General features: G+C 73.0%; 10 protein-coding genes. 7 read left to right on the forward strand and 3 right to left on the reverse strand.

Annotated elements, in window-relative coordinates:
* Nucleotides 1-10 precede the first annotated feature (10 nt).
* Entirely contained in the window at nucleotides 11-910 is a 900-nt protein-coding gene (locus Bequi_RS12800) for a biotin--[acetyl-CoA-carboxylase] ligase (RefSeq protein ID WP_249738330.1), read from the reverse strand.
* A gap of 115 nt (nucleotides 911-1,025) precedes the next feature.
* Here Bequi_RS12800 and Bequi_RS12805 point away from each other — a divergent pair, with 115 nt between their 5' ends.
* Both Bequi_RS12805 and Bequi_RS12810 read left to right on the forward strand, forming a co-directional pair.
* On the forward strand, nucleotides 1,026-2,615 hold the full coding sequence (locus tag Bequi_RS12805; protein ID WP_249738331.1) for an acyl-CoA carboxylase subunit beta: 1,590 nt from the start codon (nucleotides 1,026-1,028) through the stop codon (nucleotides 2,613-2,615).
* Nucleotides 2,612-2,848, forward strand: coding sequence for an acyl-CoA carboxylase epsilon subunit (locus Bequi_RS12810; protein WP_249738332.1), 237 nt, complete (start codon nucleotides 2,612-2,614; stop codon nucleotides 2,846-2,848). Before Bequi_RS12805 ends, Bequi_RS12810 begins: the two co-directional genes overlap by 4 nt.
* Before the next feature lie 70 nt (nucleotides 2,849-2,918).
* Here the strand turns inward: Bequi_RS12810 and recQ are convergent, their stop codons facing one another.
* Entirely contained in the window at nucleotides 2,919-4,808 is a 1,890-nt protein-coding gene (gene recQ, locus Bequi_RS12815) for a DNA helicase RecQ (RefSeq protein ID WP_249738333.1), read from the reverse strand.
* 54 nt (nucleotides 4,809-4,862) lie between these two features.
* Here recQ and Bequi_RS12820 point away from each other — a divergent pair, with 54 nt between their 5' ends.
* The 3 genes from Bequi_RS12820 to Bequi_RS12830 are packed head-to-tail and all read left to right on the forward strand — an operon-like array spanning nucleotide 4,863 to nucleotide 9,048.
* Nucleotides 4,863-6,560, forward strand: coding sequence for a DUF885 domain-containing protein (locus tag Bequi_RS12820; protein ID WP_249738334.1), 1,698 nt, complete (start codon nucleotides 4,863-4,865; stop codon nucleotides 6,558-6,560).
* Nucleotides 6,557-7,210, forward strand: coding sequence for a Maf family protein (locus Bequi_RS12825; RefSeq protein WP_249738335.1), 654 nt, complete (start codon nucleotides 6,557-6,559; stop codon nucleotides 7,208-7,210). Before Bequi_RS12820 ends, Bequi_RS12825 begins: the two co-directional genes overlap by 4 nt.
* Before the next feature lie 59 nt (nucleotides 7,211-7,269).
* The gene (locus tag Bequi_RS12830; RefSeq protein WP_249738336.1) at nucleotides 7,270-9,048 is read left to right on the forward strand and encodes an acetyl/propionyl/methylcrotonyl-CoA carboxylase subunit alpha; all 1,779 of its coding nucleotides are present in this window, start codon (nucleotides 7,270-7,272) and stop codon (nucleotides 9,046-9,048) included.
* Nucleotides 9,049-9,135: 87 nt separating this feature from the next.
* Here Bequi_RS12830 and Bequi_RS12835 read toward each other — a convergent pair whose 3' ends face one another.
* Nucleotides 9,136-10,632, reverse strand: a complete 1,497-nt coding sequence (locus Bequi_RS12835) for an NAD(P)H-quinone dehydrogenase (RefSeq protein WP_249738337.1) — start codon at nucleotides 10,630-10,632, stop codon at nucleotides 9,136-9,138.
* Nucleotides 10,633-10,737: 105 nt separating this feature from the next.
* Between Bequi_RS12835 and Bequi_RS12840 the strand changes: the two genes are divergently transcribed.
* Together Bequi_RS12840 and Bequi_RS12845 are read left to right on the forward strand one after the other, a co-directional pair.
* Nucleotides 10,738-11,589, forward strand: a complete 852-nt coding sequence (locus tag Bequi_RS12840; protein WP_249738338.1) for a purine-nucleoside phosphorylase — start codon at nucleotides 10,738-10,740, stop codon at nucleotides 11,587-11,589.
* A complete protein-coding gene (locus tag Bequi_RS12845) occupies nucleotides 11,586-13,322 on the forward strand; it encodes a phospho-sugar mutase (protein WP_249738339.1) in 1,737 nt (578 codons plus the stop codon). The genes Bequi_RS12840 and Bequi_RS12845 overlap by 4 nt, the downstream gene beginning before the upstream one ends.
* The last annotated feature ends 73 nt before the right edge of the window (nucleotides 13,323-13,395 follow it).

A 13,395-nucleotide genomic window follows, 5' to 3' on the forward strand; every position in this document is an offset into this window, starting at 1 on the left:
GCTCGTCGTCTCATCCCTGCGCGTCGCGGCGAGCGCGCAGGGAGGTCTCATGGGGCTGGTGGTGCATGCGGGCGTGGCGGACATCGCCCACCGAGACCGCGCGCACGGCGCCATCGGGAAGGACCACGCACAGCCGCCCCTGGTGATCGATGCGAGCGGCCGTGCCCGAGTACGCGCCCTGGCCGCCGATCGCTCCCGGACCCTCGCCCGCGCCGAGAGGCTCGACTGTGACCGGGCGACCGGGTGTGATGCAGGCCTCACCATAGCGCGCCCACTGACCGCTGGCCAGCGCATCTCCCCCGCACTCCTCCAACTGGCGCAGCTCCGCCTCGATGCGCGCCGCCAGCAGTGCGGCCAGAACCTCTGCGTTCACCGGGGCGCCGACGAGCCCGTCCGGGCCGCTCAGCCACGCCGCGCCCTCCACGGGCGCACCGCCCGGATCGCGCACGGGGCCGCGCAGATTGACCCCCACCCCGACCAGCAGTGCGTCGCCGTGCGCCTCGAGCAGGATTCCCGAGAGCTTGCGGCCCGCGGACGTGAGGACGTCGTTGGGCCACTTCAGCCCGAGGCCCGCCGCGGCGGAGCGCCCGTCGGCATCCTCCGCCCGCGCGCCGCGCAGCGCCGCGAGCACGCCGAGGCCCGTGACGAGCGAGCACCAGGATCGAGCCTCCAGGGGCAGGGCGGTGGGATGGACGAGCGTGAGCGCGAGCCCGTCGCCGGGCGGGGTGCTCCAGCGCCGCCCCAGCCGGCCGCGGCCGGACCGCTGGTCCGTGGTGGCGAGGGCGAACGCGGCGCCGCTCTTCCCGCCCTCGAGCGCTGCGCGCGCGGCGTCCTGCGTCGAGGAGACGGTGCCCAGCATCTGCACGGGCACCGCGCCCGCCCCTGCGGGATCGTCCTGCTCGAAGACCATCCTCATCCCTTCCCGCCGGTTCCTCGCCGCGCCGCGCGGCACTCGCGCCCTGCGTGCGAGGGCCCCGATAGCGTAGTATCCCCGTGTTCATCCGACGGTCCGTCCAGGAGGTCCCGTGACCGACTCCCCCCGGCCGGTCAGCACCGCCCAACGCCTTGCTGACCTGCGCGAACGAGACAACCGCGCAGTCCGGGCGGCAGACGAGACGGCTGTGGAGAAGCAGCACGCGCGCGGCAAGAAGACCGCCCGCGAGCGCATCCTCGACCTGCTCGACGACGGCTCCTTCGTCGAGACCGACCGGCTCGCGGCCCACCAGTCGCACTCCTTCGGCCTCGAGAAGCGCCGCCCCGAGGGCGACGGGATCGTCACCGGCTACGGCACGATCGACGGCCGCCAGGTGTGCGTGTACTCCCAGGACTTCACCGTCTTCGGCGGCTCCCTCGGCGAGGCGCACGGACGGAAGATCCTGAAGATCCAGGACCTCGCGCTCTCGACGGGCGTGCCGATCATCGGCATCCTCGACGGCGGCGGCGCGCGCATCCAGGAGGGCGTGGCCTCGCTCGCCATGTTCGCCGGGATCATGCGGCGCAACACGCTCGCCTCGGGCGTCATCCCCCAGATCTCGCTGATCATGGGCCCGGCCGCCGGCGGCGCGGTGTACTCCCCGGCGCTGACGGACTTCATCGTCATGGTCGAGAAGACCTCGCACATGTTCATCACCGGCCCCGACGTGATCCGCACCGTGACGGGCGAGAACGTCGGCTTCGAGGAGCTGGGCGGTGCGCGCACGCACTCGAGCCGCTCGGGCGTGGCGCACTACATGGCGCCCGACGAGGACGAGGCGATCGAGTACGTCAAGGACCTCCTGTCCTACCTGCCCTCGAACACCCTCTCGAGCGCTCCGACCTTCCCCCTGCAGTACGACGAGTCACCCTCCCCCGAGGACCTCGCTCTGGACACGCTCATCCCGGACTCCCCGAACCAGCCCTACGACATGCTCAGCGTGATCCGGACGGTGCTGGACGACGGCGAGTTCCTCGAGGTGCAGCCGCTGTTCGCGCAGAACATCGTGGTGGGCTTCGGCCGCGTCGAGGGCCGCAGCGTCGGCGTGATCGCCAACCAGCCCTCCCACTTCGCGGGCACCCTGGACATCGACGCCTCCGAGAAGGCGGCGCGATTCGTGCGCGTGTGCGATGCGAACAACATCCCGGTGCTGACCTTCGTGGACACCCCGGGCTTCCTGCCCGGCACCGACCAGGAGTACAGCGGCATCATCCGCCGCGGCGCAAAGCTGCTGTACGCCTACGCGGAGGCCACAGTCCCCCTCGTCACGGTCATCACCCGCAAGGCCTACGGCGGCGCGTACATCGTGATGGGCTCGAAGGATCTCGGCGCCGACATCAACATCGCCTGGCCGACGGCCCAGATCGCCGTGATGGGCGCGCAGGGCGCCGTGAACATCCTGCATCGCCAGGATCTGCGCAGCGCGCAGGAGAGCGGCGGCGACGTCGAGGCAGAGCGCGCCCGCCTCCAGTCCGAGTACGAGGAGAAGTTCGCGACCCCGTACCTCGCCGCGGAGCGCGGGTGGATCGACGCGGTCATCGAGCCGTCCGAGACCCGGATGCAGATCGCGCGCGCCCTGCGGATGCTGCGCACCAAGCGCGCATCTCTGCCCACGAAGAAGCACGGGAACATCCCGCTGTGAGCACAGAGGTCCGCCTCGTCACCGGGCGCCTGAGCGAGGTCGAGCTCGCGGCCATCGCCGTCGCCGTCTCGGCGATGGCCGCCGCGAGCCGCGCGGAGGCCGAGGAGAGGGCCCTCGCGGAATCGTACGGAGCAGGCGGCGAGGGCTGGAGCGACGCCGTCCACCGCATGCCGCGCACCCATGCGCTGCGCCAGCAGGCCTCCGAGAGCGCCTGGATGTACTCGGACCGCTGAGGCCCGGGATCGCGCCCGATGCTGCGCCTCGGGCCAGCCGGCGCGGACCGCTGACGCCGCGGCGCGCCCCTCAGTCGAGGCCCGCGAGCACCTCGAGCACTTGGTCCCCGTAGTCAGCGAGCTTCTTCGCCCCGAGGCCGCTCACCCCCGCCAGCGCACCCGTGCTCGTGGGCCGCGCCTGCACGATCCCGACGAGCGTCGCGTCGGAGAACACCATGTAGGGCGGGATGCCCTTCTCCTGCGCGACGGACGTGCGCCACGCGCGCAGGGCCTCGAAGGCGCGGGCGTCCTCGCCCGAGAGCGAGTCGGCCGCACGCGGCTTCGAGCCTCCCCCTCCTCCAGCGGCACCGCGGCGGGAGCGGCCGGAGGGGGCGCGGTCCACGGCGAGCTGCACGGTCTCCTCGCCGCGCAGCACGGGGCCCGCCGCGGGCCCGAGCACGAGCACGCCGTAGTCCCCGACCGCCTCGAGGCAGCCGCGCGCGACGAGCTGGCGCAGCACGGGGCGCCACTCGCGATCGGAGTGCTCCGTCCCGATCCCCCATACGCTGAGCTCCTGGTGGCGGCCTTGGCGGGAGCGCTCGCTCTCCTTGCCCAGCAGCACCTCGACGATGTGGCCGGCGCCGAACCTCTGGCCGCGCTCGCGGTCCAGGCGGATCACGGCTGACAGCGCCTTCTGCGCCGCGACCGTGCCGTCCCAGGTCTGCGGGGGGTGCAGACAGGTGTCGCAGTTCCCGCAGGGTTCGCCGTCCTGCCCGAAGTAGCGCAGCAGCTGCACGCGGCGGCACGTGATGGTCTCGCACAGCGCGAGCATGGCGTCCAGGTGGGCGCGGGCGCTGGCCTTGAACTCCTCGGTGCCTTCGCTCTGGTCGATGAAGCGGCGCTGGCTGACCACGTCCCCGAGCCCGTAGGCCATCCAGGCGGTCGACGGCTGGCCGTCGCGGCCCGCGCGGCCGGTCTCCTGGTAGTAGCCCTCGATGGACTTCGGCATATCGAGGTGGGCGACGAAGCGGACGTCGGGCTTGTCGATGCCCATGCCGAAGGCGATGGTCGCGACCATGATGAGGCCCTCGGCGCGCAGGAAGCGCTCCTGGTGGTCGCGGCGCACGGCGGCGTCGAGGCCCGCGTGGTACGGAAGCGCGGGAATGCCCCGGTCGGCGAGCCACTGCGCGGTCGTCTCCACGCTCTTGCGGGAGAGGCAGTAGACGATGCCGCTCTCCCCCTCGTGCTCGGCGGTGATCAGGCGCAGCAGCTGCTCGCGCGGGCTCGCCTTCGGCTCGATGCGGTACTGGATGTTCGGCCGGTCGAAGCTCGCCACGAAATGCTCGGCCCCCTCCAGGCGCAGGCGCTGGGTGAGCTCTTCGTGGGTGGCCCGCGTCGCCGTCGCGGTCAGCGCGACGCGCGGCACCCCTGGGAAGGCCTCCGGCAACATCGCCAGGCCCAGGTAGTCGGGCCGGAAGTCGTGGCCCCACTGCGAGACGCAGTGCGCCTCGTCGATCGCGATCAGCGAGAGCGGCGCGCGCTGCAGCAGCTGGATCGTGCGCGGCAGCACGAGGCGCTCGGGGGCCATGTAGAGCAGGTCGAGCTCGCCGGCGAGGAAGCGCTGCTCGACCATCTGCGCCTCATACGGCTCGAGCGTCGAGTTCAGGAAGGCGGCGCGGATGCCGACGGCCTCGAGAGCGGCGACCTGGTCGGCCATCAGCGCGATGAGCGGGGAGATCACGATCCCGGTGCCCGGCCGCAGCAGGGCGGGGATCTGGTAGCACAGGGACTTCCCGCCGCCCGTCGGCATCAGCACGACGGCGTCCCCGCCGCTCGCGAGGCGGTCGATGATCGCGGCCTGCTGGCCGCGGAAAGCGTCGTACCCGAAGACGCGGGAGAGGATCCCGAGGGCATCCTCGCTCCCCTCGCCGCTCGCGGGGCCGACGGCGGTGGGCGCAGGGGCGGGGGCGGTGGAATCCATTCGTCCGAGCCTAGCGACTCGGCGGGGACGCGGCGCCTCTCGTAGACTTCCCTCATGTCGCAGACCCCCCAGCAGGACGCAGCCGTCCGCACCCCCACCGCTCTGGACGCCATCGCCGACGATCACGTCGCCCGCGCCACCGCCCTCGATCCCTTCCTCGCGACGTCGCTCGGCGTTCCCGGCCACGAGGGCGAGGTGCCCGACTACTCGGCCGCCGGGTTCGACGCCCAGGCCGCGCTCGCGCGCGAGACCCTGGAGCGCATCGCCCAGACCCCTGACGAGGACGAGGTCGACGCCGTCACCCGCGCCGCGATGACCGAGCGCCTGGGGCTCGAGCTGGAGCTCGACTCCCTCGGCATCTCGCGCGCCCAGGTCAACAACATCGCCTCCCCGCTCCAGAGCCAGGGCATCTTCGACATGATGGCCACCGAGACCGCGGAGGACTGGGAGGCGATCGCGCAGCGCCTGGCGTCGTTCCCGCAGCTGCTGGAGGGCTGGGCGCAGACCCTGCGCGCCGAGGCCGATCGCGGCGTGATCTCCGCCCGTCGCCAGCTCGAGCTCGGCGCCGAGCAGGCGCGCGGATACGCCGACGAGACCTCCGGCTACTTCGCGCACCTCGCGCAGCGCATGCCCGAGGACTGCCCCGCGCGGGAGCAGGTCACCGCCGCCCTCGCACAGGCCCGTCAGGCGTACCGGGACATCGCCGCAGTCCTCGATGAGCTCTCCCCCCGTGCCCCCGAGGCCGACGCCGTCGGCCGCGAGGCCTATGCGCTGGCCTCCCGGGTGTACCTCGGGACCGCCATCGACATCGAGGAGACCTACGCCTGGGGCATCGAGCACCTGCGACAGATCATCGCCGAGCAGGAGGAGGTCGCCTCCCGCATCAACGCGCACTACGGCAGCGGCGCGGGGAGCGACATCGCCGCGGCGCGCGCGGCGCTGAACTCCGACCCTGAGCGCACCCTGCACGGGAGCGACGCGCTGCAGGCGTGGATGCAGCAGCTCTCCGACCAGGCAGTGCGCGAGCTCTCCGGCACGCACTTCGACATCCCCGAGCCCCTGCACCGCCTTGAGTGCCGCATCGCCGAGACCGGCTCGGGCGGCATCTACTACACCGGCCCGAGCGAGGATCTCACCCGCCCCGGGCGCATGTGGTGGGACGTCCCCCACGGCACCACCGAGTTCCACACCTGGTCCGAGACCACCACCGTCTACCACGAGGGCGTCCCCGGGCATCACCTGCAGGTCGGCATCCAGACCTTGCAGACGAAGAACCTCAACCGCTGGCGCGCCATGCTGTGCTGGGTCTCGGGCCACGGCGAGGGCTGGGCGCTGTACTCGGAGCGGCTGATGGACCAGCTCGGGTACCTCTCGGACGACGGCGACCGCCTGGGCATGCTGGACGCCCAGCGCATGCGCGCCGGGCGCGTGGTCCTGGACATCGGCCTGCACAACGGCCTGCCGATGCCGGAGGGCATCCCCGGCTCCGCGGGCGGCGAGTGGACGTACGAGAAGGCCTGGGCCTTCATGGACGAGAACTGGGGCCTGGAGGACAAGGACACCCAGCGCTTCGAGCTGCACCGGTATCTCGGGTGGCCGGGCCAGGCGCCCTCCTACAAGCTCGGCCAGCGCGAGTGGGAGAGCCTGCGCGATGCGGCTCTCGCCTCCGGTCAGGACCTGAAGGACTTCCACGGCCGCGCCCTCGAGCTCGGCTCCCTGCCGCTGTCGGTCCTCGCCGGAGCGCTCGCATGAGCGAGTCCACCGCTCTGCTGCTGCTCGCCTCCGCCTCCCAGGGCCGGCGCGACACGCTCGAGCGCGCGGGCATCGAGTTCGACCACGCCGTCGCCGACCTCGACGAGGACGGCATCCTCGATCGCGCCCGCGAGGCCACCGGCGGCGAGATCTCCCCCGAGGAGGCCGTGCTGCTCCTCGCCCACGAGAAGGCGAGCGCGGTGACTGACGCCAGCGAGGGCGGGTACGTCGTCCTCGGCTGCGACTCGATGCTCGAGATCGACGGCGAGGTGATCGGCAAGCCGCTCACGCCCGAGCGCGCCACTGCCCGCTGGCAGCAGCTGCGCGGGCGCACCGCGGTGCTGCACACGGGGCACTGGCTCATCGACGACCGGGACGAGGAGGACGGCGGCACCGGCGCGACCTTCGGGGCGACCGCGAGCACCGAGGTGACCTTCGCCGACCTCTCCGACGAGGAGATCGCCGCCTACGTCGCCTCCGGCGAGCCCCTGGGCGTCGCCGGCGGCTTCACCATCGACGGGCTCGGCGGCGCGTTCATCGAGCGCGTCGAGGGAGATCCGCACGCGGTCGTCGGCCTCTCGCTCCCGCTGCTGCGCCACCTGCTCGCCGAGATCGAGATCGGCGTGCACGAGCTGTGGCGCCACGCCTGAGCGCCCCCGCGCTGTTCTAGACTCGGCTTCTGCTCCACGACAGGGAAGGACCCCGCCCCATGGCATCTCGCAGCTCCCAGTACCGTCCGTTCAGGTCGGTGCTCATCGCCAACCGCGGCGAGATCTCGGTGCGCGTGGCGCGCGCCTGCGCGGATGCGGGGCTGCGGTCGATCGCCGTCTACGCCGATCCCGACCGCAACGCGCTGCACACGCTGATCGCCGACGAGGCCTACGCCCTCGGCGGGGCGACCGCCGCGAACTCCTACCTCGTGGTCGACAAGATCCTGGACATCGCGGCCCGCTCGGGAGCCGAGGCGATCCACCCGGGCTACGGCTTCCTCTCCGAGAACGCCGCCTTCGCGCAGGCCGTGATCGACGCGGGCCTGGTCTGGATCGGCCCGCCGCCCGCGGCGATCGAGTCCCTGGGCGACAAGGTCTCCGCGCGCCACATCGCGCAGAAGGCCGGCGCCCCCCTCGTCGCCGGCACGAATGATCCCGTGCAGGGCAGCGATGACGTCGTCGCCTTCGCGCGCGAGCACGGCCTCCCCATCGCGATCAAGGCCGCCTTCGGCGGCGGCGGGCGCGGCCTGAAGGTCGCGCGCGAGGAGGGCGAGGTGCGCGAGCTGTTCGACTCCGCCGTGCGCGAGGCCATCGCCGCCTTCGGCCGCGGGGAGTGCTTCGTGGAGCGCTACCTCGACTCCCCCCGCCACGTGGAGACGCAGTGCCTCGCGGACTCCCACGGCACCGTGCAGGTCGTCTCCACCCGCGACTGCTCCCTGCAGCGCCGCCACCAGAAGCTCGTCGAGGAGGCGCCCGCGCCGTTCCTCACCCCGCAGCAGAACGCCGAGCTCATCCACTCCTCCAAGGCGATCCTGCGCGAGGCCGGCTACGTCGGCGCCGGGACCTGCGAGTTCCTCGTCGGCACCGACGGCACGATCTCCTTCCTCGAGGTGAACACCCGCCTGCAGGTCGAGCACCCCGTGACCGAGGAGGTCACCGGGGTCGACCTGGTGCGCGAGCAGTTCCGCATCGCCGCCGGGGAGCGCATCTCGCCGGTGGATCCCACCCCGCGCGGGCACTCCTTCGAGTTCCGCATCAACGGCGAGGACGCCGGCCGCGGCTTCCTGCCTGCGCCCGGCACCGTGCAGCGCTTCGACGCGCCGTCCGGCCCCGGCGTGCGCGTGGACTCGGGCGTGCGCTCGGGCGATGAGATCTCCGGTGCTTTCGACTCCATGCTCGCCAAGCTCATCGTCACCGGCGCCACCCGCCAGGAGGCGCTCGAGCGCTCGCGGCGCGCGCTCGCGGAGTTCCGCATCGAGGGCATGCCGACGGTCCTGCCGTTCCACCGCCTGGTGGTGGAGGATCCGGCGTTCGCCCCTGCCCCGGGGGCGGACTCCTTCTCCGTGCACACACGGTGGATCGAGACCGAGTTCACCGGCGACATCCCGCCCGCTCCCCTGCCTGCGCCCACCGCCGAGGTGGAGGGGCGCGAGGCCGTGGTCGTGGAGGTCGACGGCCGCCGTGTCGAGGTGAGCCTGCCGGCCTCGCTGCGCGCTCCCCAGCAGACGGTCCGCCAGCGCCGCCGGCGCGGCCAGCGCCAGCAGGCCGGTGCGACCGCGGGCGGCAACGCCGTGACCGCGCCCATGCAGGGCACGATCGTGAAGATCGTCGCCGAGGAGGGCCAGAGCGTCGCCGACGGCGACCTCCTGCTCGTGCTCGAGGCGATGAAGATGGAGCAGCCCATCACCGCGCACCGCTCGGGAGTCGTCACCGGTCTCAGCGCCGAGGTCGGCGCGACCGTCTCCGCGGGCGCGGTGCTCTGCACCCTCGAGGACTGACCCCGTTCGCAGCGGCGCCGCCGGGAGGATCTCCCGGCGGCGCCGCTGCGTTGAGGACAGGCGAGCTGCTCAGAACAGCCGAGCAGCTCAGGGCCGGCGGCGCGCCGTCTCGGCGATGGTGCCGCTGAGCGAGGGATAGACCGTGAACACCGCGGCGACCTCCTCGGCCGTGAGGCGCTGCGCGATCGCGAGCGTGATCGGATGGATCAGCTCGCTCGCGCGCGGGGCCACGACCACGCCGCCGATCACGGTGTGCGTGCCCGGGCGCACGATCAGCTTCACGAAGCCCTCGCGGATGCCCTGCATCTTCGCGCGCGGGTTCGTCGCGAGCGGCATCGTGTGGACCTCGCCCAGGACGTCGCCGCTGACCACGTCCGCCTCCGAGACGCCGACGGTCGCGATCTCCGGGCTCGTGAACACGGCCGAGGCGACCTGCTGCGAGATGAGCGGCGAGACCGCCTCGCCGAGCGCATGGTGCATCGCGATCCGCCCCTGCATCGCGGCGACCGAGGCCAGCGGGTACACGCCCGTGCAGTCGCCGGCCGCGTAGATCCCGCGCACGGAGGTGCGGGAGACCCGGTCCGTCTCGATGTGGCCGGAGGGCTTCACGCGCAGTCCCGCGTCCTCGAGGCCGAGGCCGTCCGTCGCGGGGATCGCACCGAGGGCGAGCAGCGCGTGGCTGCCGCGGATCTCCTCCCCGCCCTCGAGCGTCACGACCACTCCCTCGCCATCGCGGCGGGCGGCCGCTGCGCGCGACCTGGAGCGCACCGTGATCCCGCGCCGCTCGAAGACGCGCTGCAGGAGCTCGGCGGCGTCGGCATCGCTGCCCGGCAGGACCTGGTCGCGCGAGGAGACCAGCGTGACCTCGCTGCCGAGCGCGTGGTACGCGCTCGCGAACTCCGCGCCCGTCACCCCGGAGCCGACGACGATGAGATGCTCCGGCAGAGCATCCAGGGCGTAGAGCTGCGTCCACGTGAGGATCCGCTCGCCGTCGGGCTCGGCCGACGGGAGGACACGGGGCGTCGCGCCGACGGCGATGAGGGTGACGTCGGCGCTCACGCGCTCGGTGCACGCATCGTCGGCAGCGAGGACCTCGATGCTCTGGGTGCCGGCCGCATGGGGGGCCGCCGCGCCGGCATCGCCCGGCGCGAAGCGCCCGCGGCCGGCGATCAGGCGGACCCCCGCCGCCTCGAGTCCGGAGCGGATGTCGTCGGACTGCGCCTCGGCGAGCGCGCGCACCCTGCGGTTCACGGCGGCGAGGTCGACGGTGAGGGACTCGGAGACCGACCCCGCGCGGGGGCCCGGAGCGTCGGCGTCGCGGATGCCGAGCGCGGCGGATCCGGCGACGAGGTCCAGCACGTCCGCGGTCGCGATGAGGGTCTTGGAGGGGACCACGTCCGTCAGCACGGCGGCGCCGCCGATACCCCGCTCTTCGATGAGCGTGACGCGGGCATGCTGGCGGGCGGCGGACAGCGCCGCCTCGTAGCCGCCCGGGCCGCCGCCGATGATGACGACCCGCGGGCCGTCGGCCCCGGCGCCTGGACGATCGGGATCTGCGGGCAGGTCGGTGCTGGGATCGCTCACCGCTCCATGATGGCAAACGGGCCTGGGCGCGGGGCCGGAGCCACGGACCCTCTCTCCGGGGCACCGGAGGGGCTCCCGCGCGGGCGCTCCGCTTAGGCTTGGCCCATGAGCACCTCAGATGAGAACACCCCCGGCACCGTCGCCGATCCCTATGCCCTCGCCCGTGAGGCCGGGGCCGCCATCGCGGAGGCCAGCGGCATCGCCCGTCACGACATCGCGCTCGTCCTCGGCTCCGGCTGGTCGGGCGCAGCGGACCTCCTCGGCGAGACCGTCTGGGAGGCGCCCGCGCACGAGATCCCGGGCTTCCGGGCGCCGGCGGTCGTCGGGCACGTCGGCACCCTGCGCTCCATCGCGATCGAGGGCACCGGTGCGCACGCGCTCGTGCTCGGTGCCCGCACGCACCTGTACGAGGGCAAGGGCGTGGACGCTGTCGTCCACGGCGTGCGCACCGCAGCGGCCGCCGGCTGCTCGAGCATCGTGCTGACCAACGGCTGCGGCGGGATCGACGAGTCCTGGGCGCCTGGCACTCCCGTGCTGATCCGCGATCAGATCAACTTCACCGGCGACACCCCGCTGCACGGAGCGAACTTCGTGGACGTCACCGACCTGTACACCCCGCGCCTGCGGGACCTCGCCCGCGAGATCGACGGGGCGCTCGACGAGGGCGTCTACATGCAGTTCCGCGGCCCCAGCTACGAGACCCCCGCCGAGGTCCAGATGGCGAAGGCTGTGGGCGCGACGCTGGTCGGCATGTCCACCGCGCTCGAGGCGATCGCCGCTCGCGAGGCGGGACTGGACATCCTCGGGATCTCCCTGGTCACGAACCTCGCCGCCGGCATCTCCTCCACGCCCCTCAGCCACGCCGAGGTGCTGGAGGCCGGCCAGGCGGCCGGTCCGCGCATCGCCCGCCTGCTCGCGCAGGTCGTCGCGCGCATCGCCCAGGAGGGTGCGAAGTGAGCGCCGCTGCCGCCCTCTCCCCCGCTCTCGCGGAGCAGGTGGAGGCGTGGATCGCAGACGATCCGGACGTCGCCACTCGCGCCGCCCTCGCGTCCCTGCTCGAGCAGGCCCGCGCGGGCAGCGGCGCCGCCGCCGCCGAGATCGCCGATGCGTTCTCCGGGACCCTCCAGTTCGGCACCGCGGGACTGCGCGGAGCGATGGGCCCCGGTCCGAACCGCATGAACCTGTCGGTCGTCTCGCGGGCCGCGCGCGGCCTCGCGGACTTCCTGCTCGCGGAGCTCGGCGGGGCGGGCACCGATCAGGCGCCGCTGGTGGTGATCGGGAACGATGCCCGCCACAACTCGCGCGCGTTCGCCGAGGCCTCCGCGGCGATCATGACCGCCGCCGGATGCCGGGTCGTCCTCTCGGACGGCCACTGCCCGACGCCGCTCATCGCCTACGCCGTCCGCCGCCTCGGGGCGGATGCGGGCGTGGTCGTCACCGCCTCGCACAACCCCCCGGCCGACAACGGCTACAAGGTGTACCTCGGCGGGCGGGCGGCGACGCCCGAGGGGAACGGCGTGCAGATCGTGCCGCCCTCGGACGCGCAGATCGCCCAGCGCATCGCGGCCGTCGGCCCGGTCCGCGAGATCCCCCTGGCCGAGAGCGGCTGGGACCTCATGGATCCCGCCCTGCCCGAGACCTACCTGCGCGCGATCTGCTCGCTCGTGCATCCGGACTCCCCCCGCGAGGTGCGGATCGTGCACACCGCGATGCACGGAGTCGGCGGCCAGGCCGCGCAGGCCGCGTTCCAGCGCGCGGGATTCACGGAAGTGCACCCGGTCGCCAAGCAGGCCGATCCGGATCCCGACTTCCCCACGGTCGCATTCCCGAACCCCGAGGAGAAGGGCGCAATCGACCTCGCGCTCGAGCTCGCTCGCACGGTCGAGGCCGACGTTGTCATCGCGAACGACCCCGACGCCGATCGCTGCGCCGCGGCGGTGCTCGATCCCCATCTCGGGCAGTGGCGGATGCTCACTGGCGATGAGCTCGGCGTGCTGCTGGGCACCCAGCTGATCCGCGTGCACGGCCGCGAGGGCGCGTTCGCGAACTCCGTGGTCTCCTCCCGCTGGCTCTCGCGCATCGCGACCGCCGAGGGGCGCGAGGCCGCGACGACCCTCACCGGCTTCAAGTGGATCGCGCGCGCACCGCGCATCGCCTTCGGCTACGAGGAGGCGATCGGCTACTGCGTCGCACCGGACGTCGTGAAGGACAAGGATGGCCTCTCGGCCGGGCTGCTCGTGGCAGAGATGGCCGCGCAGGCGCGCGCCGATGATCGCACCCTCGTCGACGTGCTCGACGATCTCGCGCGCGAGCACGGCCTGTTCGCCACCTCGCAGCTCTCGCTGCGCGTGGAGGACCTGGCGCTGATCCCCGCGATGATGCAGCGCCTGCGGGACGCTCCCCCGGCGGTCCTCGCGGCGAGCCCCGTCACAGCGGTGCAGGATCTCGCGGAGGGCTCACTGGCCACGACCGGCCTCCCGCCGACCGACGGCATGCTGCTCGCCACGACCGATGACGCGCGCGTGATCGTGCGCCCCTCGGGCACCGAGCCGAAGCTCAAGTGCTACATCGAGGTGGTGGAGCACGTCGCTCCCGAGGCGAGCTTCGAGGATCTGGGGGCGGCTCGAGAGCGTGCTGCCGCCCATCTCGCCCAGATCACCGAGGAGATGCGCGCTCTGCTGCTCGGCTGAGGCGCCGCGCAGCACGACGCAAATCAGCGCAGCACGCCGCAGAACGAGGGGCCCCGACATCGTCGGGGCCCCT

Origin of the sequence: Brachybacterium equifaecis, from assembly GCF_023509525.1 — a bacterium.
Classification (GTDB): Bacteria; Actinomycetota; Actinomycetes; order Actinomycetales; family Dermabacteraceae; genus Brachybacterium; species Brachybacterium equifaecis.

Bases quoted from the DNA above. Each gene is read 5' to 3' on its own strand.
- Bequi_RS12800 (WP_249738330.1), bottom strand. From the start codon at position 910: ATGGTCTTCGAGCAGGACGATCCCGCAGGGGCGGGCGCGGTGCCCGTG.
- recQ (WP_249738333.1), bottom strand. From the start codon at position 4,808: ATGGATTCCACCGCCCCCGCCCCTGCGCCCACCGCCGTCGGCCCCGCG.
- Bequi_RS12820 (WP_249738334.1), top strand. From the start codon at position 4,863: ATGTCGCAGACCCCCCAGCAGGACGCAGCCGTCCGCACCCCCACCGCT.
- Bequi_RS12825 (WP_249738335.1), top strand. From the start codon at position 6,557: ATGAGCGAGTCCACCGCTCTGCTGCTGCTCGCCTCCGCCTCCCAGGGC.
- Bequi_RS12830 (WP_249738336.1), top strand. From the start codon at position 7,270: ATGGCATCTCGCAGCTCCCAGTACCGTCCGTTCAGGTCGGTGCTCATC.
- Bequi_RS12840 (WP_249738338.1), top strand. From the start codon at position 10,738: ATGAGCACCTCAGATGAGAACACCCCCGGCACCGTCGCCGATCCCTAT.